The sequence below is a fragment of the Acidovorax sp. LjRoot118 genome (genome assembly GCF_964253575.1).
Lineage (GTDB): Bacteria > Pseudomonadota > Gammaproteobacteria > Burkholderiales > Burkholderiaceae_C > Acidovorax.
This window is the reverse complement of record NZ_CAXURB020000001.1, coordinates 5,105,667-5,129,107: the sequence shown is the minus strand read 5'-3', so window position 1 is coordinate 5,129,107 and position 23,441 is coordinate 5,105,667. Positions and strand designations below refer to the sequence as shown.

Annotated in this window: 27 protein-coding genes; 23 read left to right on the top strand and 4 right to left on the bottom strand. The window is 67.1% G+C overall.

The window, feature by feature from the left end:
- Positions 1-127: 127 nt before the first annotated feature.
- The 9 genes from ACSQ9E_RS24145 (at position 128) to ACSQ9E_RS24105 (ending at position 6,994) form a co-directional block, all read left to right on the top strand.
- Positions 128-1,579, top strand: coding sequence for a PLP-dependent aminotransferase family protein (locus ACSQ9E_RS24145; protein ID WP_436219385.1), 1,452 nt, complete (start codon positions 128-130; stop codon positions 1,577-1,579).
- 51 nt (positions 1,580-1,630) lie between these two features.
- Positions 1,631-1,855 (top strand): CopG family transcriptional regulator, encoded by a 225-nt coding sequence (locus ACSQ9E_RS24140; RefSeq protein ID WP_179681935.1) that lies wholly within the window; start codon positions 1,631-1,633, stop codon positions 1,853-1,855.
- On the top strand, positions 1,852-2,307 hold the full coding sequence (locus ACSQ9E_RS24135) for a PIN domain-containing protein (protein ID WP_436219384.1): 456 nt from the start codon (positions 1,852-1,854) through the stop codon (positions 2,305-2,307). Before ACSQ9E_RS24140 ends, ACSQ9E_RS24135 begins: the two co-directional genes overlap by 4 nt.
- Positions 2,304-3,416, top strand: a complete 1,113-nt coding sequence (gene hisC, locus ACSQ9E_RS24130) for a histidinol-phosphate transaminase (protein ID WP_057205057.1) — start codon at positions 2,304-2,306, stop codon at positions 3,414-3,416. Before ACSQ9E_RS24135 ends, hisC begins: the two co-directional genes overlap by 4 nt.
- On the top strand, positions 3,413-4,048 hold the full coding sequence (hisB, locus tag ACSQ9E_RS24125; RefSeq protein ID WP_057205054.1) for an imidazoleglycerol-phosphate dehydratase HisB: 636 nt from the start codon (positions 3,413-3,415) through the stop codon (positions 4,046-4,048). Before hisC ends, hisB begins: the two co-directional genes overlap by 4 nt.
- 54 nt (positions 4,049-4,102) lie before the next feature.
- A complete protein-coding gene (gene hisH / locus ACSQ9E_RS24120; protein ID WP_057205052.1) occupies positions 4,103-4,771 on the top strand; it encodes an imidazole glycerol phosphate synthase subunit HisH in 669 nt (222 codons plus the stop codon).
- Positions 4,772-4,833: 62 nt separating this feature from the next.
- Entirely contained in the window at positions 4,834-5,574 is a 741-nt protein-coding gene (hisA, locus tag ACSQ9E_RS24115) for a 1-(5-phosphoribosyl)-5-[(5-phosphoribosylamino)methylideneamino]imidazole-4-carboxamide isomerase (protein WP_057205049.1), read from the top strand.
- 38 nt (positions 5,575-5,612) lie between these two features.
- Positions 5,613-6,413, top strand: a complete 801-nt coding sequence (gene hisF, locus ACSQ9E_RS24110; RefSeq protein ID WP_305741937.1) for an imidazole glycerol phosphate synthase subunit HisF — start codon at positions 5,613-5,615, stop codon at positions 6,411-6,413.
- Positions 6,413-6,994, top strand: coding sequence for a hypothetical protein (locus tag ACSQ9E_RS24105; protein WP_235514767.1), 582 nt, complete (start codon positions 6,413-6,415; stop codon positions 6,992-6,994). The genes hisF and ACSQ9E_RS24105 overlap by 1 nt, the downstream gene beginning before the upstream one ends.
- Before the next feature lie 12 nt (positions 6,995-7,006).
- On the opposite strand, the gene ACSQ9E_RS24100 is transcribed toward ACSQ9E_RS24105, so the two are convergent.
- Together ACSQ9E_RS24100 and ACSQ9E_RS24095 are read right to left on the bottom strand one after the other, a co-directional pair.
- Positions 7,007-8,947 carry a sensor histidine kinase gene (locus ACSQ9E_RS24100; RefSeq protein WP_436219383.1) on the bottom strand — a complete coding sequence of 647 codons (1,941 nt, stop codon included), beginning with the start codon at positions 8,945-8,947 and terminating at the stop codon, positions 7,007-7,009.
- Between the two features lie 98 nt (positions 8,948-9,045).
- Positions 9,046-9,735: a response regulator gene (locus tag ACSQ9E_RS24095; protein ID WP_436219382.1), complete on the bottom strand. Its 690-nt coding sequence runs from the start codon at positions 9,733-9,735 to the stop codon at positions 9,046-9,048.
- A 162-nt stretch (positions 9,736-9,897) separates the two neighbouring features.
- Between ACSQ9E_RS24095 and ACSQ9E_RS24090 the strand changes: the two genes are divergently transcribed.
- The 9 genes from ACSQ9E_RS24090 to tatC all read left to right on the top strand — a co-directional run bounded on the left by ACSQ9E_RS24090 (position 9,898) and on the right by tatC (position 16,003).
- A complete protein-coding gene (locus ACSQ9E_RS24090) occupies positions 9,898-11,589 on the top strand; it encodes an RCC1 domain-containing protein (protein ID WP_082607909.1) in 1,692 nt (563 codons plus the stop codon).
- A gap of 120 nt (positions 11,590-11,709) precedes the next feature.
- Positions 11,710-12,108, top strand: coding sequence for a phosphoribosyl-AMP cyclohydrolase (gene hisI / locus ACSQ9E_RS24085; RefSeq protein WP_428003736.1), 399 nt, complete (start codon positions 11,710-11,712; stop codon positions 12,106-12,108).
- A 7-nt stretch (positions 12,109-12,115) separates the two neighbouring features.
- Complete coding sequence (locus ACSQ9E_RS24080; RefSeq protein ID WP_057265158.1) at positions 12,116-12,493, top strand: phosphoribosyl-ATP diphosphatase; 378 nt, start codon at positions 12,116-12,118, stop codon at positions 12,491-12,493.
- On the top strand, positions 12,490-12,876 hold the full coding sequence (locus tag ACSQ9E_RS24075) for a DUF4870 family protein (protein WP_057205033.1): 387 nt from the start codon (positions 12,490-12,492) through the stop codon (positions 12,874-12,876). Before ACSQ9E_RS24080 ends, ACSQ9E_RS24075 begins: the two co-directional genes overlap by 4 nt.
- Positions 12,869-13,909: a patatin-like phospholipase family protein gene (locus tag ACSQ9E_RS24070; RefSeq protein ID WP_436219381.1), complete on the top strand. Its 1,041-nt coding sequence runs from the start codon at positions 12,869-12,871 to the stop codon at positions 13,907-13,909. Before ACSQ9E_RS24075 ends, ACSQ9E_RS24070 begins: the two co-directional genes overlap by 8 nt.
- 41 nt (positions 13,910-13,950) lie before the next feature.
- Positions 13,951-14,307 carry a histidine triad nucleotide-binding protein gene (locus tag ACSQ9E_RS24065; protein WP_057205242.1) on the top strand — a complete coding sequence of 119 codons (357 nt, stop codon included), beginning with the start codon at positions 13,951-13,953 and terminating at the stop codon, positions 14,305-14,307.
- Positions 14,308-14,413: 106 nt separating this feature from the next.
- Positions 14,414-14,656 (top strand): Sec-independent protein translocase subunit TatA, encoded by a 243-nt coding sequence (tatA, locus tag ACSQ9E_RS24060; RefSeq protein WP_057205028.1) that lies wholly within the window; start codon positions 14,414-14,416, stop codon positions 14,654-14,656.
- 22 nt (positions 14,657-14,678) lie between these two features.
- Positions 14,679-15,140: a Sec-independent protein translocase protein TatB gene (gene tatB / locus ACSQ9E_RS24055; RefSeq protein ID WP_436176843.1), complete on the top strand. Its 462-nt coding sequence runs from the start codon at positions 14,679-14,681 to the stop codon at positions 15,138-15,140.
- A gap of 62 nt (positions 15,141-15,202) precedes the next feature.
- The gene (gene tatC / locus ACSQ9E_RS24050) at positions 15,203-16,003 is read left to right on the top strand and encodes a twin-arginine translocase subunit TatC (RefSeq protein WP_057205022.1); all 801 of its coding nucleotides are present in this window, start codon (positions 15,203-15,205) and stop codon (positions 16,001-16,003) included.
- Positions 16,004-16,170: 167 nt separating this feature from the next.
- On the opposite strand, the gene ACSQ9E_RS24045 is transcribed toward tatC, so the two are convergent.
- Positions 16,171-17,334, bottom strand: coding sequence for a Do family serine endopeptidase (locus ACSQ9E_RS24045; protein ID WP_057205020.1), 1,164 nt, complete (start codon positions 17,332-17,334; stop codon positions 16,171-16,173).
- A 314-nt stretch (positions 17,335-17,648) separates the two neighbouring features.
- Here ACSQ9E_RS24045 and ACSQ9E_RS24040 point away from each other — a divergent pair, with 314 nt between their 5' ends.
- The 3 genes from ACSQ9E_RS24040 to pdxA are packed head-to-tail and all read left to right on the top strand — an operon-like array spanning position 17,649 to position 20,804.
- Positions 17,649-18,977 carry an MFS transporter gene (locus ACSQ9E_RS24040; protein WP_428002410.1) on the top strand — a complete coding sequence of 443 codons (1,329 nt, stop codon included), beginning with the start codon at positions 17,649-17,651 and terminating at the stop codon, positions 18,975-18,977.
- A gap of 40 nt (positions 18,978-19,017) precedes the next feature.
- On the top strand, positions 19,018-19,776 hold the full coding sequence (locus ACSQ9E_RS24035; RefSeq protein ID WP_082604372.1) for a Nif3-like dinuclear metal center hexameric protein: 759 nt from the start codon (positions 19,018-19,020) through the stop codon (positions 19,774-19,776).
- Complete coding sequence (pdxA, locus tag ACSQ9E_RS24030) at positions 19,773-20,804, top strand: 4-hydroxythreonine-4-phosphate dehydrogenase PdxA (RefSeq protein WP_436219380.1); 1,032 nt, start codon at positions 19,773-19,775, stop codon at positions 20,802-20,804. Before ACSQ9E_RS24035 ends, pdxA begins: the two co-directional genes overlap by 4 nt.
- 12 nt (positions 20,805-20,816) lie before the next feature.
- On the opposite strand, the gene mscL is transcribed toward pdxA, so the two are convergent.
- Positions 20,817-21,254 (bottom strand): large conductance mechanosensitive channel protein MscL, encoded by a 438-nt coding sequence (mscL, locus tag ACSQ9E_RS24025; RefSeq protein ID WP_057205012.1) that lies wholly within the window; start codon positions 21,252-21,254, stop codon positions 20,817-20,819.
- A 145-nt stretch (positions 21,255-21,399) separates the two neighbouring features.
- Between mscL and petA the strand changes: the two genes are divergently transcribed.
- Positions 21,400-21,996, top strand: coding sequence for a ubiquinol-cytochrome c reductase iron-sulfur subunit (petA, locus tag ACSQ9E_RS24020; protein WP_057205009.1), 597 nt, complete (start codon positions 21,400-21,402; stop codon positions 21,994-21,996).
- A 13-nt stretch (positions 21,997-22,009) separates the two neighbouring features.
- Entirely contained in the window at positions 22,010-23,425 is a 1,416-nt protein-coding gene (locus ACSQ9E_RS24015; RefSeq protein WP_057205007.1) for a cytochrome b, read from the top strand.
- Positions 23,426-23,441 lie beyond the last annotated feature (16 nt).

Below are 23,441 nucleotides of genomic sequence, written 5' to 3'. Positions count from 1 at the left end.
CGGGCCACCAGCCACAGCACGGCGCGAGCTGGTGCAGTACAGATCCCCCGCTGCGAGGCTCTGTGTCGTACTGACTGGGGTCAATCTGTACTGGCCACCGCTGGCCCTGCCAGTACAGAATGAAGCCATGGACGCCGTGGAAACCACCCCCCTCTACCTGCAGATCGCGGCCCAGCTGGCCGAGCTGGTGCGCAACGGCACCCTGGCGCGTGGCGAGAAGATGCCCTCGGTGCGCGAACTGGCGCGCCAGCGCGGCGTAGCCCAGAGCACCGTAGTGCAGGCCTACCACTGGCTCGAAGACGCGCGGCTGATCACTGCCCGCCCGCGCTCGGGCTTCTTTGTGGCGGCGCGCCCGGTCAACCTGCCCGAGCCCACCACCCCACGCCCGCTGCGCCGCCCGCGCGAGGTGTCGGTGGACTGGCTGGGCCAGCGCATCATGGGCCGTGCCCAGCCGGTGGACATGCTCTCGTTCAGCAGCGGTACGCCGGGGCCCGACATGCTCAACCCCGACCGCGTGCGCCGCGCCGTGGTGCGCTCCGTGCAGCGCAACCGCCAATTGCTGTGCACCTACCCATCCTCGGCCGGGCAGGAGGAGGCGCGGCGCGCCCTGGCGCGCTATGCCGTGGGCCTGGGTTGCAGCCTGGACCCCGAGAACATCGTGATCACCGGAGGCTGCATGGACAGCATCGCCCTGTGCCTGCGCGCCGTCACCCAGCCGGGCGACGTGGTGGCGCTGGAGTCGCCCACGCACTTCTCCTTCCTCGAAGTGCTGCAGGGCCTGCACCTCAAGGCGCTGGAGATCCCCACGCACCCGCGCCATGGCATCTCGCTCGATGCGCTGCAGCTTGCGCTCGATACGCAGCCCGTGAAGGCCCTGATGGTGGTGCCCACGCTGAGCAACCCGCTGGGCAGCTGCATGCCCCAGCCCGAGCGTCGGCGGCTGGCGCAGATGGCCTCGCGCCACGGCATGGCGGTGATCGAGGACGCGATCTACGCCGACCTGGCCGAGTCCGACGAGATGCGCCGCACCGTCAAGTCCTACGACACGACGGGCCACGTGATGCTCTGCGACTCGTTCTCCAAGACCCTGGCCCCGGGCCTGCGGCTGGGCTGGGTCGAGGCCGGGCGCTGGACGGAGCAGCTGCGCAGCATCAAGGACATGCAGGCTGGCGGCCAGTCGGCCGTGCTGGAGCTGGCGCTGGCCGACCTGATCAACCAGAGCGGGCATGCGGCCGCCATGCGCCAGCTGCGCGCGGCAGCTGCGGCCCGGCTTGACGAGGTGCGCCACACCATCGGCGCGCACTTTCCGCCGGGCACGCGGGTCAGCGACCCGCCTGGCGGCATGCTGCTGTGGGTGGAGTTGCCGCGCTCGCTCGACTCGGTGCAACTGCATGAGGCCTGCCTGGCCGAGCACATCCTGATCGCCCCCGGCACCGTGTTCAGCGCCAGCGGGCGCTTTCGCAACTGCCTGCGCATCGGCGTGGGGGGCGACTGGACCCCTGCGCATCTGGTGGCCCTGCGCACCGTGGGCGAGATGGCCTGCCGCGTGCTCCAGGCCAGCACACGAAAAGCAGCCTGAAATTGATTACACGAACTTCGTGGAGCACGAAGTTCGTGTAATATTGCCCCCATGAAAAACGTCACCATCACCATGGACGACGCCGCTGCTGAATGGGTGCGCATCGAAGCCGCCAAGCGCGGCAGCAGCGTGTCGCGCCTGGTGGGTGAGTGGCTGGCCGAGAAGATGCGCCAGGAAGATGCCTACGCCCAGGCCATGCGCGAGGCCTTGGGCTTCGAGAGCTGGGGCGCATCGAGCGGCCCCTATGTGCCGCGCGAGATTCTGTTCAAACGATGAGTACCACCGTCCCCCTCTTTGTCGACACCGAGCTGCTGCTCGCCAGCGTGGACGACCGCGACCCAGTGCGCCAGGCGCGGGCCCGCGAGTGGCTGGGCTTTTGCTGGCAGACGCGCAGCGGGCGCATCAGCTCCCAGGTGCTCAACGAGCTGTACAACCAGGCCATCCAGCGCTTCGAGGGCCCGCGCACCGTGCCCCTGGTGCGCGCCCAGGTGCGGCGCCTGCGCGTGTGGCTGCCGCCGCACCTCGACGCCTACACCGTGGACGGCGCCTGGGACCTGCAGGACCGCTATGGTCTGGGCTACTGGGACGCGCTCATCGTCTCCTCGGCCCACCAGCAGGGCTGCCGCTACCTGCTCACCGAAGCACTGCCGCACGACCAGGTGTTCGATGCCGTGCGCGCCGTCAACCCTTTTCTTGTCGCCCCCCACGAACTGGACACCGCCGAATGACCACCACTGCCCCGCCTCTGGCCGCCCTGAACCGCATCCGTGCCGACGTGCGCGCCATGCATGCCTATGCCGTGCAGCCGTCCACCGGCATGCTCAAGATGGACGCGATGGAAAACCCGTTTCGCCTGCCCGCCCACCTGCAGGCCGCGCTGGGCCAGCGCCTGGGCGCGCTGGCGCTCAACCGCTACCCGGGCGAGCGCCTGAACGACCTGAAGGCCGCGTTGGCGAAGTACGCCGGCATGCCCGAGGGTCACGGCATCGTGCTGGGCAATGGGTCCGACGAACTCATCACCCTGCTGGCCCTGGCCTGCGCCCAGCCCGGCGAGCGTGCCACCATGCTGGCGCCCATGCCCGGCTTCGTGATGTACCCGCTGAGCGCGCAACTGCAGGGCCTGGATTTCGTGGGCGTGCCGCTCACTGCCGATTTCGAGCTCGACGAGCCGGCCATGCTGGCCGCCATCGCCCAGCACCGCCCGGCCATCACCTACATCGCCTACCCCAACAACCCCACGGCCACGCTGTGGGATGAGGGCGCGGTGCAGCGCATCATCGACGCGGTGGGCGCACAGGGCGGCTTCGTGGTGATGGACGAGGCCTACCAGCCCTTCGCCAGCCGCACCTGGATCGACCGCATGCGCGCCGAACCGGCGCGCAACGGCCATGTGCTGCTCATGCGCACGCTCAGCAAGTTCGGCCTGGCCGGGGTGCGCCTGGGCTACCTCATCGCGCCAGCGGCCGTGACCACCGAGATCGACAAGGTGCGCCCGCCCTACAACGTGAGCGTGCTCAACTGCGAGGCAGCGCTGTTCGCGCTGGAGCATGCCGACGTGTTCGCCGACCAGGCGGCCGAGCTGCGCGCCCAGCGCACACTGCTGGTGCAGGCCCTCAGGGCCCTGCCAGGCATCGAAAAGTGCTGGGACAGCGAGGCCAACATGGTGCTGGTGCGTGTGGCCGATTCCGCCACAACCTGCGAGGGCATGAAAAAGCGCAAGGTCCTCGTCAAGAACGTTTCTACAATGCACCCCATGCTGGTGAACTGCCTGCGCCTCACGGTGGGCAACGCCGACGACAACGCGCAGATGCTTGCTGCGCTCCAAGCCTCCCTATGACTTCTTCTGCACTCGTTCCCTCCGCCTCGACCGATCCCCAGGCCGACCGCACCGCCGAGGTCAGCCGCAACACCGCCGAGACGCACATCACCGTGCGCATCAACCTCGACGGCACCGGCCAGGCCAAGCTGCACACCGGCATCGGCTTTTTCGACCATATGCTCGAACAGATCGCCCGCCACGGGCTGATCGACCTGGAGGTCGACTGCGACGGCGACCTGCACATCGACGGCCACCACACGGTGGAAGACGTGGGCATCACCCTCGGCCAGGCCTTCGCGCGCGCCGTGGGCGACAAGAAGGGCATCACCCGCTACGGCCATGCCTATGTGCCGCTGGACGAGGCGCTGAGCCGCGTGGTGGTCGATTTCTCGGGCCGCCCCGGGCTGCACCTGCACATCCCGTTCACGGCGGGCAGCATCGGCGGCTTCGACACGCAGCTCACCTACGAATTCTTCCAGGGCTTCGTGAACCACGCGGGCGTGACGCTGCACATCGACAACCTCAAGGGCATCAACGCGCACCACCAGTGCGAAACAGTGTTCAAGGCCTTTGCCCGCGCGCTGCGCTCGGCCCTCACGCGCGACCCGCGCGCCGCCGGCACCATTCCGTCCACCAAGGGCAGTCTCTGATTCCCCCACGCTGAAAAAAGGCCGCTACCGATTTTTCGCCAAGCGCCGATAGCTATGAATATGGAAGCAAAAACCGTCGCCGTGGTTGATTACGGCATGGGCAACCTGCGCTCGGTGTCGCAGGCCGTGCAGGCTGCGGCCGAAGGCTCGGGCTGGACCGTGGTCGTCACCTCGCGCCCTGAAGAGGTGCGCGCCGCGCAGCGCATCGTGCTGCCGGGGCAAGGTGCCATGCCCGACTGCATGCGCGAGCTGCGCGACTCGGGCCTCTCGGAGTCCGTGCTCGAAGCTGCGGCCAGCAAACCGATGTTCGGAGTGTGCGTGGGCATGCAGATGCTGCTGGACCACAGCGCCGAGGGCGACACGCCCGGCCTGTCGCTGATCCCTGGCGAGGTGCGCAAGTTCGATCTCGCCGGCCGCACCCAGCCCGATGGCAGCCGTTTCAAGGTGCCGCAGATGGGCTGGAACCAGGTGCGCCAGATGGCGCACCGCGGTGCGGCACATCCGGTATGGACCGGTGTGCCCGACGGCAGCTACTTCTATTTTGTGCACAGTTTCTATGCCCGGCCGCAGAATGCAGCGCACTGCGCGGGCGAGGCCGACTACGGCGGTGTGTTCGCCGCGGCGATTGCACGCGATAATATTTTTGCCACGCAGTTCCACCCCGAGAAAAGTGCGGAGCACGGCCTGGCGCTGTACCGCAATTTCCTGCACTGGAACCCCTGAGTTTTCATTTCCAACCCTGTTCGGGCCGAGCCCGGCCTCGCCCTTTTTCACCCGAACCCACCATGCTGCTCATTCCCGCCATCGACCTCAAGGACGGCCACTGCGTACGCCTCAAGCAAGGCGACATGGACCAATCCACCACCTTCGGTGAAGACCCTGCCGCCATGGCGCGCAAGTGGCTGGAGGCGGGCGCACGCCGCCTGCACCTGGTGGACCTGAACGGCGCCTTTGCCGGCGTGCCCAAGAACTTCAGCGCGATCAAGTCCATCCTGCAGGAAGTGGGCGAGGACATTCCGGTGCAGCTCGGTGGCGGTATCCGCGACCTGGACACCATCGAAAAATACATCGATGGCGGCCTGCGCTACGTGATCATCGGCACGGCGGCGGTGAAGAACCCCGGCTTCCTCAAGGACGCCTGCAGTGCCTTCGGCGGCCACATCATCGTCGGCCTCGATGCCAAGGACGGCAAGGTCGCCACCGATGGCTGGAGCAAGCTCACCGGCCACGAGGTCGTGGATTTGGCCAAGAAGTTCGAGGACTGGGGCGTCGAGTCCATCATCTACACCGACATCGGCCGTGACGGCATGCTCTCGGGCATCAACATCGAAGCCACCGTCAAGCTCGCGCAGTCGCTGAGCATCCCCGTGATCGCCTCGGGCGGCCTGTCGAACATGGCCGACATAGAGAAGCTCTGTGCGGTCGAGGGTGAGGGCGTCGAAGGCGTGATCTGCGGGCGCGCCATCTACAGCGGCGACCTCGACTTCGCGGCCGCGCAGGCGCGCGCCGACGAACTGAATGGATAACCCCCGGGGTGGCAGTGCCGCCCCATTGGACCTCTGACATGCTTGCCAAACGCATCATCCCCTGCCTGGACGTGACCGGAGGCCGCGTGGTCAAGGGCGTCAACTTCGTCGAGCTGCGCGATGCGGGCGACCCCGTCGAGATCGCCGCGCGCTACAACGCGCAGGGCGCCGACGAGCTGACCTTTCTCGACATCACCGCCACCAGCGATGGGCGCGACCTGATCCTGCCCATCATCGAAGCGGTGGCCAGCCAGGTGTTCATTCCGCTCACCGTCGGCGGAGGCGTGCGCACGGTGGCCGATGTGCGCCGCCTGCTCAATGCGGGCGCGGACAAGACCAGCTTCAACTCGGCCGCGATTGCCGACCCCGACGTGATCAATGCGGCATCGGACAGGTACGGTGCGCAGTGCATCGTGGTGGCCATCGATGCCAAGCGCCGCTCTGAAGAGGATGCGCAGCGCACCGGGGCCGACGGCAAGGCCGTGGGCCCGGGTTGGGATGTGTACAGCCATGGTGGGCGCAAGAACACCGGCCTGGACGCCGTGGCCTGGGCCACCGAGATGGCGCGCCGCGGCGCGGGCGAGATCCTGCTCACCAGCATGGACCGCGACGGCACCAAGGCCGGCTTCGACCTGGCGCTGACGCGTGCCGTGAGCGATGCGGTGAGCGTGCCCGTGATCGCCTCGGGCGGCGTGGGCAACCTCGACCACCTGGCCGACGGTATCCAGATCGGCGGCGCCGACGCGGTGCTGGCCGCCAGCATCTTCCACTATGGCGAGTACACCGTGGGCCAGTCCAAGCAGCACATGGCGGGGCGCGGCATCCCCGTGCGGCTGTGATGAGGGGTTCCTTGCGGGCCCTGGCCGCTGCCATGGCCCTGTGCGCCGGCTTTGCCGCCATGCCAGCCGCAGCACAGCAGGTGCCGGCGCCGTCCTATGCGCGCGGCTATTTCGACCGCATTCCCTGCGTGGACCGCATCGGTCGTTGCTTTGACGCGACCATCGGCGGCAAGGCGGTGCAGGTGATTGCCGACAAGGCCGAGTACGAAAAGCTCAAGGCCCTCCTGGCCGAGCTCAACGACAACGTGCGCGAGGTCTACTGGATCGTGCGCGAACCGGTCGACGGCAAGGTGGCGCTCGACGTGCTCACACGCCCCAACGCCATGGGCCTGGCCCATGTGGGCGAAGAAAAGGAAGAGCCCGACGTCACGGTCTACGGGCTCGATGGCCAGGATCTGGAGAGCGAGACCGAAATGGTGGCGCAACAGAGCGTGCGCGTGAACGGCCAGCCGGTCGTCACGCAGCAAGAGACGCTGACGCAGGACTTTCTGCCTCCCGGCCGCTACGTGATCGCCATCAAGTACCTGGGCCGCAAGAACTGGGACCGCAAGCGGGTCTTCCTCACGGTGGCAAAGCCCTGAGGGGCTGAGTGGCTAGGGTGCAGGCCAGCGTGAGTGCCTGAATCCATCGGTGGCAGGGGGCGGCGGGCCTTCTAGCGGCAGCCACAGCTGCACCACCGTGCCGCCCCGGTGACCCGGAAGTATCCGCGCATGGCCACCCAACTGGCGCGCACGTTCGTCAATGTGGTTCAGCCCCCGCCCCGGGGTGTTGCCTGCCAGGGAGGGCAGCCCGCGGCCATCGTCCTCGATCTGAACGCAGACCCCCGGCCCCGTGTCCACAGTGGCCGATAGCGTGACATTGGCCGCCCCGGAGTGCTTGACCACGTTGGCCAGCGCCTCCTGCACGATGCGCAGCACGTGCAGCGCTGCGGGCGCATCCAGCCAGGGCAGCGGCGGCAGGTCGTCCATGTGCCAGTGCAGGGTGATGCCGCCCTGTGCCAGCCGGTGGCCCACGCGCTGGCGCAGGGTGGCCAGCAGGGTGGTCAGGTCCTGGTCGATGGGCTCCATCGAATCGATGGTCAGGCGCAAGTCTTCCAGGCAGTCGCGCAGCACCTGGGCCACATCGCCCTGCGACAGGCGTCCTTGTTCCATCTGTCCCAGCGACGACACCAGCATGGCACCCAGGCCATCGTGCATGTCGCGCGTGAGCCGCTGGCGCTCCGTCAGCCGCACGCGCTCGTTTTCCACCTCGGCCAGCAGGGCGAAATTGCCCTGCAGCGCGCGCTGCTGCTCCGAGAGCTTGTCCTGCAGCACCTGGGCCGCGCCTTCCGCGTGCTCCAGCGCGCCGATGTAGCGGCGGTTCACGGCGTACAGGAAAGCGCCCAGCACCAGCACCATGGCGTAAGGCATGAGGTACAGGCTCTCGGGCGATATGCGCAGCTGCAGCAGCGCCAGGTCGTGCACGCCCAGGCCCAGGCAGATGCACAGCGCCAGCGCCAGCACCCGCAACTCGCGGCTGCCCCGCCAGGCCGACCCGGCGATGAGCAGGGTCACGCCCATGGCGACCAGCGTATTGGCGGCATGCAGCAGCAGCGGCGTATCCAGAGCCCAGGGCAGGAACGGCATGGACATGGCCGATACCAGGACCGCAAAGCCCAGCAGCAGGCGCTCTACCCACGGAAAGCGACGCGTGGCAAAACGCAGCGAAAACAGGTAGACCAGCAGCATGACCCAGGTCATCGAGGCATCGGTGGCCCACCAGAACCAGCGCAGGGCGTCGAGGTTCTGTGGCAGCTCGATGCCGTAGTGCAGGTTGCGCAGCCACCAGGCCAGCGATGCCAGGCCGAAGTACAGGTAGGCCGTGTCCTTGCGGCGGCGCCACCAGAACGCCAGCGAGAACAGCCCGAGCATGACGAGCGTGGTGCTGGCCGCCAGGGGCACGGTGACGACCCAGCGCTGGCGTGCCGACCACAGGCTCTGCAGTTCAGTCTCCGCTCCCAGCCACAGACGGCTCAGTGCATAGCTGCCGTCGGCGCGCGGTGGCAGCGCGAGGAACAGCAGGCAACTGCCGTGGGGCTGGGCGGCGGCGCTGGGCAGCCGCAGCAGGATGGGCTGGTTCCACTGCGAGGGCCAGGCCGGGCTGTTGTCCAGCAACTGGCGCGTGGCCTGTGCATTGCGCAGCCATACCTGCAGGGGGCCGCCGTTCACGCGGGGCAGGTACAGGGCCAGCGTCTCCTGGGCTGCCGGCACAGGGCATGCCGTGCGGTACCAGACCGTGGGCAGGGGCAGATTGACGGCTGCCCGTGTGGTGGCCTTGCGCTGTATGGCCTGGGGCAGGTCGACAGGGTGCCACTGCCCCTGCGCTCCCTCCCCCGGCGGGCCGATGGAGGGCTCGGACCCCGGCACGGGCTCCCAGCGCTCCACGCGCGAAACCATGGCATTGGTGATGTCGGTGGCCGGTTCCAGCAGGCTTGCATGCGCCAGCGATGGGGCCCAATCCAGCAAGTGCGCCAGGGCCAGGCAGGCAGATGCCATCCAGCGCAAACCCTGTCGGCCTGGGGCTGGCGTGCCGGGCTGCAGGGTGCGGGGGGGGCGGGCCACGGAAATGCCGGTGCTGTGCTGGGCTGGGGCCGTCAGTCGCCCATCAGCCCGCGCTTGCGGGCTTCGTAGACCGCCTCGGAGCGGGAGTGCACCTGCAGCTTGCGGTAGCTGCGCTTGACGTAGGTGAGCACGGTCTGCTGGCTCACGCCCATCATCTGTGCGATCTCGCGGTAGCTGTAGCCCTTGGCGGCCAGGCCGAGCATCTCGCATTCGCGGTCGCTGAGCAGGCCTGCGTCGGCCTCGCTGGCGACGGTATCCGGCAGGCTGGCCTGCGCGCGCTGGCGCGAGCTGCCCGCAGGGGCCAGCCGGGTCAGCAGGCGCCGGGCGATCACCGGGCTGATGGGGCTGCCGCCTGCGTGCACGGCGCGCACCATCTCGGCCAGGTCCAGGGCCGGTGTGTCCTTGAGCACGTAGCCCGTGGCGCCGGCTGCCAGTGCCTGCATGACATGGGCCTCGTCGCCGAACACGGTGACCACCACCACATCGCAGTGGGGCGCAATGCCCGCGCTGCGCGCGATCACCTCGATGCCGTTGAGGTCGGGCAGGCCCAGGTCCAGCAGCAGCACCTGGGGCTGGTGCCGGGCCAGCAGGGCCAGGCCCGAGGCCGCGTCACCGGCGGCACCCACCAGGCGCAGGTCGGGCGCGGCGGCAATGCTGTCGCACAGGCGCTGCCTGAACGGGGGGTCGTCCTCGATCACGAGCACGGAGAGCAAAGCGGACATGGGGGGCGGGCCTTGGAAGCTCGGCGGTGGATTTCATGATACGCGCGGCCTGCTGTCACAGCTGCTTGCATATGAACCGTTTTGTCCCGTGTTCGAGGGACAGACGGGCGCGGCGCGTGGCGGAAGAATCCATGCACCTTCACTGCTCGCAGGAGTTGCTCCATGTCTGATTCCTTGAACAGGTTCTTGCGCCGGGCCCTCGTGCTGGCCGGCTCCCTGGCCGGGCTGGCCTGTCCGGCGCTGGCCGCCATTCCGCATGTCGTCATCGGCGACTACCACATGCTTCTGCTCAACGCCGACGGCAGCGTCACCTCCTGGGGGCGCGGGGACTCGGGGCAATTGGGCCGTGGCCAGGCCGACCGCAACAACCCCGCGCCCGCGAAGATCGCATCGCTGGGCACGGAGGTGGTGGCCCTGACCGCCGGGGGACAACTGTCCGCAGCCGTGAAGCGCGACGGCAGCGTCTGGGTCTGGGGCAATGTCTCCGACGGGCTGATCGGCTCCAACACCTCGGGCGGGCAGTTCCGCTACGAGCCCGTCCAGGTGCCTGGCCTGTCGGGCATCGTCTCGGTGCTCGCCGCCACCAACGGCTATTCGCTCTATGCCACGGACAGCAATGGCCAGATCTGGGCCTGGGGTTACGACAATGGCTACGGCAACCTGGGCCTGGGCCCCGGTGGGCCGCAGCAGCGGGGCCAGCCGCAGCCCGTTGCCGGCGCCACCGGCATCGTGCAGCTGGCGGTGACAGGCACGCAAATGATCGGCCGCCGCCAGGACGGCAGCCTGATCGGCTGGGGCAGCAACGCCGTGCGCGACAACCCCATCCAGGCGGTGGCGGCCGCCACGGATCCCCTGGGCGTGACGGCGCTCAAGCCCACGGGTCTGGCCTTCATTGACGCGACGGCCACGGGCAACGCGGCCGGTCTGTACTACGGCATCAAGAACGGCCAGGCGCTGGCCTGGGGCGACACCAACAGCGGCATGCTGACCTGCGGCCAGGAGAACGCGCAGACGGCGGCCCAGCCCTACACCATCAAGAACCTGGCCAACCTGCGCCAGATCGCTGCAGGCGGGGGCTCCGCGCTGTTCGTCGACGGGGCCGGCAGCGTGTTTGCCTGCGGCCAGGGCAGCAATGGCCTGCTGGGCGACGGCACGACGGCCTCCACCAAGTGGGATTCGGTGCCGGCCAACGCCAAGGCGGGCCCGGTGCGGGTGCAGGGCCTGCCCGGCCCGGTGTCGTACGTCTTCACGGGCGCCTTCGCTGCGGCGGCGCTCATGCCCGATGGCGCGGTCTACACCTGGGGCCGCACCGACGGAGGTGTGCTGGGCAACGGGGTCACCACCTCCAACGGCGTCGTGAGCACGCCCACGCGCATCGCGCTCAACGCCGGGGTGGACAACAGCAGCAACCCTGGCAACACCGGCAATCCAGGGACTCCGGGAACCGGTGGCCCTGGCACCGGCACGCCCGCGCCGGGCACCGAGCCCGCCTTCAGCACCGCCCAGAGCGGCCCGCTGAACAACCTGACGGCCCGGGCCGGCGTGACCCTGCCTGCGGCGCACGCGGGCCAGCCGGGCGCGATCTTCGTGGTTCTGGCGCTGGCGGATGGCCGCGTGCTCATGCTGGACGGGGCTCAGTCGACCTTCGTGCCCTACAACCCCTTCGCGACCGCTGCGCTGTACGTGGGGGCGCTGCCGGTGTCGGCGCCCATCCTCAACATCAACGGCATGGACCTGAGTGCGCTGGTCGGCAGCAGCATCTTCCTGGGCTATGGCCTCGGGGTGAATTCCCAGGCCGCCGTGAACGAGATGCTGCGCGCGGGGCGCTTCTCCAACGTGCTGACACTGCGCTGAGCGGTCCTGCCTCCACGCGGTCCACGCCTTCGCCCGGATCCGTGCGGGCGGGCGTGGACCGCTTGCGTCGGGAGGCCCGTGCAATGCCCTGCCTGGGGTCGGTCATTCAAATCGCCGACAATCCGGGCCATGAACTGGCTCAACGAAGTGAAATGGGATGCGCAGGGCCTGGTGCCCGTGATCGCGCAGGAGCAGGGCACGGGCGACGTGCTGATGTTTGCGTGGATGAACCGCGAGGCGCTGGAAAAGACCGCAGAACTCGGCCGCGCCGTGTACTTCAGCCGCTCGCGTGGCAAGCTGTGGTTCAAGGGCGAGGAGTCGGGCCACGTGCAGACGGTGCACGAGATCCGCCTGGACTGCGACAACGACGTGGTGCTGCTCAAGGTGACCCAGTTGGGCCACGAGCCCGGCATCGCCTGCCACACGGGCCGACACAGCTGTTTCTTCAGCGTGCTCAGCGACGGTGCATGGAAAGCCGTCGATCCGGTCTTGAAAGACCCCGAATCCATCTACAAGTAACAAGACCATGAGTTCCAATGACTCCCTGGCGCGCCTGGCGGCCGTCATCGAAAGCCGCAAACCCGCGAACGGGGGCGACCCCGAGAAGAGCTACGTCTCGCGCCTGCTGCACAAGGGGCCTGATGCCTTTCTCAAGAAGATCGGCGAAGAGGCCACCGAGGTGGTCATGGCCGCCAAGGACGTGGACCATGGGGCCCATGCCAGCAAGCTGGTCTACGAGGTGGCCGACCTGTGGTTCCACTCCATGATCGCGCTGGCCCACTATGGCCTGACGCCCGCCGACGTGATCGCCGAGCTGGAGCGCCGCGAGGGCACCAGCGGCATCGAGGAGAAAGCCCTGCGCAAGGCCGTTGCGCGTGCAGCCCACGAAGAAGGATCCCCATGAGCGACATCATCGACGTGCGAACCAATGACCAGAAGGCCGAAAGCCTCAAGAACATCGGCTGGATCAGCTATGCGCTGCACCTGATCGTGGCCCTGGGCGCCGTGTTGCCGGGCACGCAGGCCAGCGCGTTGCTGCTGGTGATCGCCCTGGTGCTCGACCTGGTCAAGCGCGGCGATGCCCAGGGCACCTGGCAGGAGAACCATTTTTCCTGGCGCATCCGCTCCGTCCTCTGGGCCGGCGCGCTGTACGCGGTGACTGCGCCGCTGTGGCTGCTGTTCCTGCTGCCCGGCTGGATCGCCTGGGGCATCATCTCGCTGTGGTTCCTGTACCGCATCGTGCGCGGCATGCTGGCCATGAGCAAGAACCAGGCGGTGGATGGCTGAACCGCCTGCGCTGCGGCGCCTGAACCTGGCGTTGCAGGGCGGGGGCTCGCACGGCGCGCTGACCTGGGGCGTGCTCGATGCCTTGCTGGAAGACGGGCGCTGGCAGATCGACGGCATCAGCGGCACCAGCGCCGGCGCGATGAACGCCGTGGCCCTGGCCCATGGCTTTGCCCAGGCGGCGCAGGCCCACGAGGACCCCGAAGAGGCGCGCCAGGCCGGCTGCGCCCTGGCACGCGCGTCGCTCACCCGGCTGTGGGAGGGCGTGGGGTCTCTGGGCAGCCTGACCTGGGGCACGCCGCTGTCGGCAGCCAACCCGCTGGTGGGCATGATGGCCCAGTGGCTATCGCCCTACCAGACCAACCCGCTCGGGTTCAATCCCTTGCGCCAATTACTGGAGCGCGAGGTGGATTTTGGCCTGCTGTGCTCGGCCCGTTCCAGCATCGAGAGCGTGGTGCCGCAGGTGTTCGTGTGCGCGACCAACGTGCGCACGGGGCGCGGTGAGATCTTCTCGGGCCCGCGGCTGAGTGCCGACGCCGTGATGGCCTCGGCCTGCCTGCCCATGGTGTTCAAGGCGGTGGAGGTCGATGGCGAGCACTACTGGGACGGTGGATATTCGGGCAACCCGGCGCTGCACCCGCTGATCTACCAGACCCAAACCTCGGACATCCTGCTGGTGCAGATCAACCCGATCGAGCACCTCTCCGTACCCGACAGCGCGCATGAAATCGTGGAGCGCATGAACGAGGTCACCTTCAACGCCAGCCTGCTGGCCGAGCTGCGCGCCATCGAGTTCGTGCGCCGGCTGCTGGCCGAGGGCAAGCTCGACGCGCGCCGCTACAAGAACGTGCTGATGCACCGCATCGACGGGGGCGCGGTGCTCGCACCCTTGGGTGCGGACAGCAAGGCACGTGCCGACACCGCCTTCGTGCGCCAGCTGTTCGAGCTGGGGCGCCAGGCGGGTAAAAGCTGGATGAAGGCCCACCGCAAGGACGTGGGCGTGCGCCCGAGCATCAAGATCGCAGACAATGCGTGAATGTGCCGCCTGGCAACGACAACACCGCCTTTTTTCTCACCATGCACGATCCGAACTGCCTTTTCTGCAAAATCATCGCGGGCCAGATTCCATCGAAGAAGGTCCATGAGGACGATGACATGTTCGTCTTCCATGACATCCATCCGTGGGCCCCAGTGCACTTCCTGATGGTGCCCAAGGTGCATATCCCTTCCATGGCCCAGGTCACCGAGGCGGATGCCGGGGTGCTGGGGCGCATGATGGCGCTGGCGCCGAAGCTGGCCCAGGAGCAGGGCTGCAACCCCTACCCGGAAGGCGGCTTTCGCATCGTGGTAAACACGGGGCTTGAAGGCGGCCAGGAAATCCACCACCTGCACATCCACGTGATGGGCGGTCCCCGCCCTTGGCTCAAAGGCTGACCCTGGCTGACGTCCGGGGCCGATAGACCCCTGGTTCGCGACAGGGGGTGTGAACTTCGGTCACGGCCGGGGTCTAAAATGATTGCAATTCGTTAGGAGATATTCCATGGGCTCTTTTTCCATCTGGCACTGGCTGATCGTGCTGCTGATCGTCGTCATGGTGTTCGGCACCAAGAAGCTCAAGAACATGGGCTCCGACCTCGGAGGCGCCGTCAAGGGCTTCAAGGACGGCATGAAGGACGGTTCCACGGCCGACAGCGGTGCTGTCAATCCCCCCGCTGGCCAGGTGACCAGCAGCCAGGCGGCCGACAAGACCACCATCGATGTCGAAGCCAAGCAAAAGAGCTGACCGCTGAGCGGACACCTGCTTCATGATTGATATTGGCCTGTCCAAGATGGCGCTGATCGGCGCCGTGGCGCTGATCGTCATCGGCCCCGAAAAGCTGCCGCGCGTGGCCCGCACGGTGGGCACATTGCTGGGCAAGGCGCAGCGCTACGTGGCCGACGTCAAGTCCGAGGTCAACCGGTCCATGGAGCTCGACGAGCTGCGCAAGATGAAGGACACGGTGGAAGGCGCCGCGCGCGACGTGCAGCAGTCCATCCAGACCGGTGCCAGCGAGTTCGAAAAGGACTGGGCTGCAGCGACGGACATGACCACCCCCGAGTCCTTCGAGACTTCGGTGGTGGTGCCCGCCTACAAGAACCCCGGCAAGAACTGGCGCCTCAAGCGTGGCGCCACGCCCCAGTGGTACAAGTCGCGCAGCGGGGTGCGCACCAAGGCGCAGTCCGGCGCGGCGCGCGTCGCCCGGTACCGGCCCCAGAAATTCCATTGACGATGCCGCGCAGCCTTTGGTGCGCGCTGCATGGGCGGCCCCCACGCCCCTGAAAATCCAACATGTCCGAAACTCCCCCCAAAGAAGACGAGCTGGCCGGTACCGAGCAGCCGTTTGTGCAGCACCTGATGGAGCTGCGCGACCGGCTGGTCAAGGCCATCATTGCCATCGCTATCGCGGCGGCAATCCTGTTCTTCTTTCCCGGCCCTGGCGCGCTCTATGACTTCCTGGCGGCGCCCCTGGTGGCCCACCTGCCCAAGGGCGCCACGCTGATCGCCACCTCGGTGATCTCGCCCTTCATGGTGCCGCTCAAGATATTGTTGATGTCGGCCTTCCTGCTGGCGCTGCCCGTCGTGCTGTGGCAGGTCTGGGCCTTCGTGGCGCCGGGCCTGTACTCGCACGAGAAGAAGCTGGTGCTGCCGCTGGTGGTGTCCAGCACGCTGCTGTTCTTCATCGGCGTGGCGTTCTGCTATTACTTCGTGTTCGGGCAGGTGTTTGCCTTCATCCAGAGCTTTGCGCCCAAGAGCATCACGGCCGCGCCTGACATCGAGGCCTACCTGAGCTTCGTGCTCTCGATGTTCCTGGCCTTCGGCATGGCATTCGAGGTGCCTATCGCGGTGGTGGTGCTGGCCCGCATGAACATCGTCAGCGTGGAAAAGCTCAAAAGCTTTCGCGGCTACTTCGTAGTGGGGGCCTTTGTCGTGGCGGCCATCGTGACGCCACCGGACGTGGTCTCGCAGCTCGCGCTGGCCGTGCCCATGTGCATCCTGTACGAGGTGGGCATCTGGGCCGCGCAGATCTTCATCAAGCACACCAAGGCGCCGGAAGATGCCGATGAAGCTGCGTCCTCGTCGTCTTCCTGATCAGAAAACCGACCTGCAGCCTCAGGGCGAAAAAAGCAACTGCCGCTCGAAGCGCCAGTTGCTTTTTTCATGGGGCCGCCAGCGAAAGGCGCCTTCAGAAAACGGCATTCAGGATTTGCCAGGCCAGGGGGTTGCGGCCCCCTGGGCGCACGAAGCGCCTCAGGGGCTTATCTCTTCACGTTGCGTTGCGGCCGGGGGCGCACGCCCGGGGTGATGTTCAGTTCCACCAGGGCATCGGCGCGCTTCACGTTGAAGGGGGCGGCCGCTCCGGGCTTGAGGGCCGCCACGGCGGTGAGCAGTTCGGAGACATTGCCCACGTTCTTGCCATCCACCTTCACGATCACGTCGCCAGGGCGCATGCCGGCCTGGGCGGCGGGGCCGTCCTGCAGCACGCCGGTGATGATGACGCCCTCGGAGGCCTTCACTCCAAAGGTTTCTGCCAGCTCGGGCGAGAGCTCGTTGGGCTCCACGCCGATCCAGCCGCGCGTGACCTGGCCGTCCTTGACGATGCCGTCCAGCACCAGGCGCGCGGTGGAGACCGGGATGGCAAAGCCGATGCCCATGCTGCCGCCCGAGCGGGAGTAGATGGCAGTGTTGATGCCCATGAGGTTGCCATTGACGTCCACCAGGGCCCCGCCGGAGTTGCCGGGGTTGATGGCCGCGTCGGTCTGGATGAAGTTCTCGAAGGTGTTGATCCCGAGCTGGGTGCGACCCAAGGCGCTGACGATGCCGCTGGTCACCGTCTGGCCCACGCCGAAGGGGTTGCCGATGGCCAGCACCTGGTCGCCCACGTCCAGGGCGTCCGAGTTGCCCAGCACGATCACGGGCAGCTTGTCGAGCTCGATCCTGAGGATGGCCAGGTCGGTGTCGGGGTCGGTGCCGATCACGCGTGCGCGGGCGCGCCGGCTGTCGGTGAGGGTGACCTCGATCTCGTCGGCGCCTTCCACCACATGGTTGTTGGTGAGGATGTAGCCATCGGGGCTGACGATCACGCCGCTGCCCAGGCCCGCCTGCTGTTGCTGGCTGTTGTTGCCTTGGTCGCCGAAGAAGAACTGGAACCACGGGTCATTGCTGCGCGGGTGGCGCACGGCCTTGCTGGTGTTGATGCTCACCACGGCCGGCGCGGCCTTGCGCGCGGCGCCGCTGAAGCTGCCGGCGGCCGGCTGCTGGCCGGCGGAGGGTGTATTGGCGGGCGCTTCGATCAGCGCGATGCCCGCGCCCGAGCGCACGTTGCCGCGCCCCAGCCAGCCGGGCTGCAGGGTGGCCACGACGAAGTACGCCGCGACGAGCACCGTCACGGTCTGGGAAAACAGCAGCCAGATGCGTTTCATGGAGTGGGAGTCAAGGGGTCAGCAAAGACCGCCATTGTGCGTCATCGCCTGCGAAGCGCCGCCGCGCAGGCCACTCGGCGCCTGGATTTGCGGGCAGGGGAATCGCGGAGCACGCTGACGAAATCCTAGGGAAAACCCTATAATTGTGCACGACTGCCCCTGCTGCCTGTGTTCTCTTGTGGCCCGCTACCCGCCTGGCCACCCGCGACAATCTCCCCTATCCGGAAACTGCCGACGAACGATGGCCTGCGGCACGCCACCGCTGCCGCCGCACCCCGCAGTCCTGTGCACGCATCTTCTGGAGCTTTCCCCTCATGACCTCGATCACCGCGGCGGACGGCGCGTCCGCGTCCGCCAGTCCCTCCCATCGTCCCCTGAACCGCAGCGATTACAAGACCCTCGGTCTGTCCGCGCTGGGCGGGACGCTGGAGTTCTACGACTTCGTCGTTTTCGTCTTCTTCGCCAACGTCATCGGCTCGCTGTTCTTTCCGGCCGACATGCCGGAATGGATGCGCCAGCTGCAGACCCTGGGCATCTTCGCCGCCGGCTATCTGGCGCGCCCGCTGGGCGGCATCGTGATCGCCCACTATGGCGACAAGCTGGGCCGCAAGAAGATGTTCACGCTGTCCATCTTCCTGATGTCGGTGCCCACCCTGGTCATCGGCATTCTGCCCACCTACGCCACCATCGGCATCGCTGCGCCGCTGCTGTTGTTGGCCATGCGCGTGCTGCAGGGCGCGGCCATCGGCGGCGAGATGCCCGGCGCCTGGGTGTTCGTGGCCGAACACGCGCCAGCCAGGAACTACGGCTTTGCCATCGGCACGCTGACCTCGGGCATCACCGGCGGTATCTTCCTGGGCTCCATCATGGGCGTGTGGCTCAACACGACCTACAGCCAGGCCGAGGTGCATGACTGGGCCTGGCGCATTCCCTTCATCCTGGGCGGCGTGTTCGGCCTGGTGTCGGTGTACCTGCGCAAATTCCTTGAGGAGACCCCCATCTTCCGCGAGATGCAGGCCCGCAAGGCCGCAGACCGTGAGATGCCGCTCAAGACCATCCTGCGCGACCACCGTGAAGCCTGTGTGCTCGTGGCCCTGATGACCTGGGTGTTGTCCACGGCCGTGGTGGTGGTGGTGCTGTTCACGCCCTCTTACCTGCAGAAGGTGTTCCACATCGTGCCCGCAGCCGCCATGAAGGCCAATGCCGTGGCCACGGTGACGTTGACCATCGGCTGTGTGTTCTGGGGCTGGCTGTCCGACAAGGCCGGCACGCGCACGGCCATGGTGCTGGGGTGGGGTGGCATGACCGCCACTGCCTATCTGTTCTACATGGGCCTGCCGGGCACCGAAGCCTCGCTGGTCGGGTCCTACGCCCTGGTGGGCTTTTTCGTCGGCAGTATCTCGTTGCTGCCCGTGGTGGGCGTGCGCGCCTTCCCTGCGCCCGTGCGCTTCACCGGCCTTTCCTTTGCCTACAACATGGCCTATGCCGTGTTCGGCGGTCTCACACCCATGCTGGTCGCCACCTGGCAGCAGGCGGATGTGCTGGCACCGGCCCACTACGTGGCCGCCATGGGGGTGCTGGGCGCGGCCATCGGCCTGTTCTGGCCCCTGGCTGCCAAGGGGTGGCAGCCCGCCAAGGCCTGAAGGCCTGACACGCGGCGCTGCCCTTGGGCACAATCGGGGCATGAGCATTCAGCGACAAGAACTCCTGGCCCTTCTGGATGGGCTGCTGCAGCCCGCGCGCTTCAAGGACTATGGTCCCAATGGCCTGCAGGTCGAGGGCAAGGAAACCATCACCCGCATCGTGAGCGGCGTGACGGCCAGCCGGGCCCTGATCGAGGCGGCCATCGACGCGCGCGCGGACGCGATCTTCGTGCACCACGGCCTGTTCTGGCGTGGGCAGGACGGCCGCGTGGTCGGCTGGATGAAGCAGCGTCTGCAGCTGCTGCTGGCGCACGATATCAACCTCTTTGCGTACCACTTGCCGCTCGATGCCCACCCCGAGCTGGGCAACAACGCGCAACTGGGCCGGGTGCTGGGCCTGGCGGCCGATGCGCGCTTTGGCGAGCAGGAGCTGGGCTGTGTGGCCAGCGCGCAGTTTGCCGATGGCCAGGCCCTGGCCGACCATGTGGCCGGCGCCCTGGGCCGTGCCGTGACCCTGGTGCAGCCTGAAGGAGTCCTGCGGCGGCCCATCCGCCGCGTGGCCTGGTGCACGGGCGGGGCGCAGGGCTATTTCGAGCCGGCCATTGCCGCCGGGGCCGATGCCTTCATCACGGGCGAGATCTCCGAACCCCAGGCCCATCTGGCGCGTGAGACGGGTGTCTGTTTCATTGCGGCGGGGCACCATGCGACGGAGCGCTACGGCGCCCCGGCGGTGGCCGCGCATGTGGCGCAGCAGGCGGGTGTGGAGCATGTCTTCATCGAGGTGGACAACCCCGCATGAGCACCGCCATCGCCATTACCCAGGGCGATCCCTCCGGAATCGGCCCCGAAATCATTGCCAAGGCTTTTCGCGATGCGCCGCACGACCTGTGCGGCTGCTTCGTAGTGGGTGACGTGGCCACGCTGCGCCGTGCTGCGCAATGCATCGAGCGCCCTGGCATGCCGTCCCTGCCGGTGGCGGTAATCGATACACCGGCGCAGGCCCTGCAGGCGCTGGCGCGTTGTGTGCCGGTGTTGCCGTTGCCAGGCCTGCCGGGGCCGCAGCCCTGGGGGCAGATAGGCGCCGAGGCCGGTCGCGCCGCGGCGGACTGCGTGGTGTGGGCGGCGCGTGCTGCGCTGCGCGGCGAAGTGGCGGCGCTGGTGACGGCCCCCCTGCACAAGGAGGCGATGTCGGCCGCCGGTGTGGACTACCCCGGCCATACCGAGCTGTTGCAGGCCGAGTCCGCCCGGCACCAGGGCGTGCCTTTGGCTGCCATGCCGGTGCGCATGATGCTGGCCAGCGACGAACTGCGTACGGTGCTGGTCAGCATTCACGTTTCGCTGCGCGATGCGATCGAGGCCGTGACACCTGCCAACGTGGCGCAGACGCTGCAGATCACCCATGCGGCCCTGCGGCGCACCCTGGGCCGTGCGCCGCGCATCGGCGTGGCGGGGCTCAACCCGCACGCGGGGGAGGGTGGCCTGTTCGGCCGCGAGGAGATGGACACCATCGCCCCGGCGATTGCCGCAGCCAGGGCGCAGGGCATGGATGTGCATGGCCCCTTCGCGCCCGATACGGTGTTCATGCGCGCGCGCCACGCCCCTGGCCACCCGTGCGAATTCGATGTGGTGGTGGCCATGTACCACGACCAAGGCCTGATCCCCGTGAAGTACCTGGGCGTGGACAAGGGCGTGAACGTGACCCTGGGCCTGCCGCTGGTGCGCACCAGCCCGGACCACGGCACGGCCTTCGACATCGCCGGCCAGGGCATCGCGGATGCCTCCAGTCTGGTGGAGGCCGTGCGCATGGCGCGGCAGCTGGCGCGGTAGCGCCAGGGCCGGTCAGGGCTGCCGGTTTTTCAGGCTGTCGCGGATTTCGCGCAGCAGTGCGATGTCTTCGGGCGGTGCGGCGGGCGCAGCGGGTGCGGCCGGGGTTTCGCGCTTCAAGCGGTTGATCTGCTTGATCATCATGAAGATGATGAACGCGAGGATGATGAAGTTCACCGCCACGGTGATGAAGTTGCCGTAGGCGAACACCGGCACCCCGGCCTTTTTCAGGGCGTCGAGCGTCATGGCCGTGCCGGCTGGCACGTTGCCCAGCACGATGAACAGGTTGGAGAAATCGAGCTTGCCAAACACCAGCCCCACCACGGGCAGGATCAGGTCGGACACGACTGAATCCACGATCTTGCCGAAGGCGCCGCCGATGATGACCCCCACGGCAAGGTCGATCACGTTGCCCTTGACCGCAAATTCCCGGAACTCTTGTGCAATGCCCATGGATAACCCCTCTTGATAATAGACAAGAAGCCGAGTATTGCCCAGGTCTGTGCCCTGTCAAGGCGGACTGTCCGCCTGCAATGACCCTTTTCACTCCGCTACAATTCGCGGTTGACCCCAATAGCGATGTACATCGAGGATCCCCATGAGTGACACCCCAATCGACTCCAGCAAGCGGACGTGGCTGATTGCGTCCGGCTGTGCTGGTGCGGTGGGCGGCGTGGCAACCGCCGTTCCTTTCGTGAGTACCTTCCAGCCTTCCGAGCGGGCCAAGGCTGCAGGCGCGGCCGTCGAGGTGGACATCTCCGCGCTCAAGCCCGGAGAAAAAGTCACCGTGGAGTGGCGTGGCAAGCCTGTCTGGATCGTCAAGCGCACGCCGGAGCAGCTCGCCGAACTGCCCAAGCTCGATGGCCAACTGGCGGATCCCAAGTCCGAGCGCAAGCCCTCAGAGCTGACGCCCGAATATGCCCGCAACGAAGGCCGTTCCATCAAGCCCGAAATCCTGGTGGCTGTGGGCATCTGCTCGCACCTGGGGTGCTCGCCGTCGGACAAGTTCCAGACCGGCGCGCAGGCCTCGCTGCCCGACGACTGGAAGGGCGGGTTCCTGTGCCCATGCCATGGCTCCACTTTCGACATGGCCGGCCGCGTCTTCAAGAACAAGCCGGCACCCGACAACCTGGAAGTGCCGCCCCACATGTACCTGTCGGAGACCCGCCTCCTGATCGGTGAAGACAAGGCTTGAGGGATATAAAAACATGGCCCACGAATTCAAGGAACTCTCCCCCAACGCCTCGGCAGGCGCGAAGGTCACCAACTGGTTCGAGAACCGGTTTCCGACCGCATTCGACGCCTACCGCGTGCACATGTCGGAGTATTACGCCCCGAAGAACTTCAACTTCTGGTACATCTTCGGCTCGCTGTCGCTTCTGGTGCTGGTGATCCAGATCGTCACCGGGATCTTCCTGGTGATGCACTACAAGCCCGACGCCGCCAAGGCCTTCGAGTCGGTCGAGTACATCATGCGCGACGTGCCCTGGGGCTGGCTGATCCGCTACATGCACTCCACAGGGGCCTCGGCCTTCTTCGTGGTGGTCTATCTGCACATGTTCCGCGGGCTCATCTACGGCAGCTACCGCAAGCCGCGTGAGCTGGTGTGGGTGTTCGGCTGTGCGATCTTCCTGTGCCTGATGGCCGAGGCCTTCATGGGATACCTGCTGCCATGGGGCCAGATGTCGTACTGGGGCGCCCAGGTGATCGTGAACCTGTTCGCCGCGATTCCTTTTGTCGGCCCCGACCTGGCGCTGCTGATCCGTGGCGACTACGTGGTGGGCGATGCCACGCTGAACCGCTTCTTCAGCTTCCACGTGATCGCGGTGCCGCTGGTGCTGCTGGGCCTGGTGGTCGCCCACTTGCTGGCGCTGCACGATGTGGGCTCGAACAACCCCGACGGCGTGGAGATCAAGGGCCCCAAGGCGCCCAAGGATGCCAATGGCAAGCCGCTGGATGGCGTGCCCTTCCACCCTTACTACACGGTGCATGACATCTTCGGTGTCTGCGTGTTCCTGATGGCCTTCACGGCGGTGATCTTTTTCGCCCCCGAGTTCGGCGGCTACTTCCTCGAATACAACAACTTCATCCCGGCAGATCCGCTGAAGACGCCTGCGCACATTGCGCCGGTCTGGTACTTCACGCCGTTCTACTCGATGCTGCGTGCCATCACCAGCGAGATGATGTATGCGCTGATCCTGTGCGTGGTGGGCGGTGCCGTGCTGGCTTCGGTCAAGCTCAAGCTGCCAAGCTTCATCAAGGCCGGTGCCGTGGTGGCCTCCCTGGTGGTCGCCGCGCTGATGCTGGCCATCGACGCCAAGTTCTGGGGTGTGGTGGTGATGGGCGGTGCCGTGATCATCCTGTTCTTTCTGCCATGGCTGGACTACAGCCCGGTCAAGTCGATCCGCTACCGTCCCGACTGGCACAAGTACCTGTACGGCATCTTCGTGATCAACTTCCTGATCCTGGGTTACCTGGGCGTGCAGCCGCCATCGGCCATCGGTGAGCGCGTGTCGCAGGTCGGTACGCTGTTCTACTTCGGCTTCTTCATCCTGATGCCCGTGTGGAGCCGCCTGGGTACGCCCAAGCCGGTGCCTGACCGTGTGACCTTTGCCGCGCACTGAGCGGGAGACAAGAACA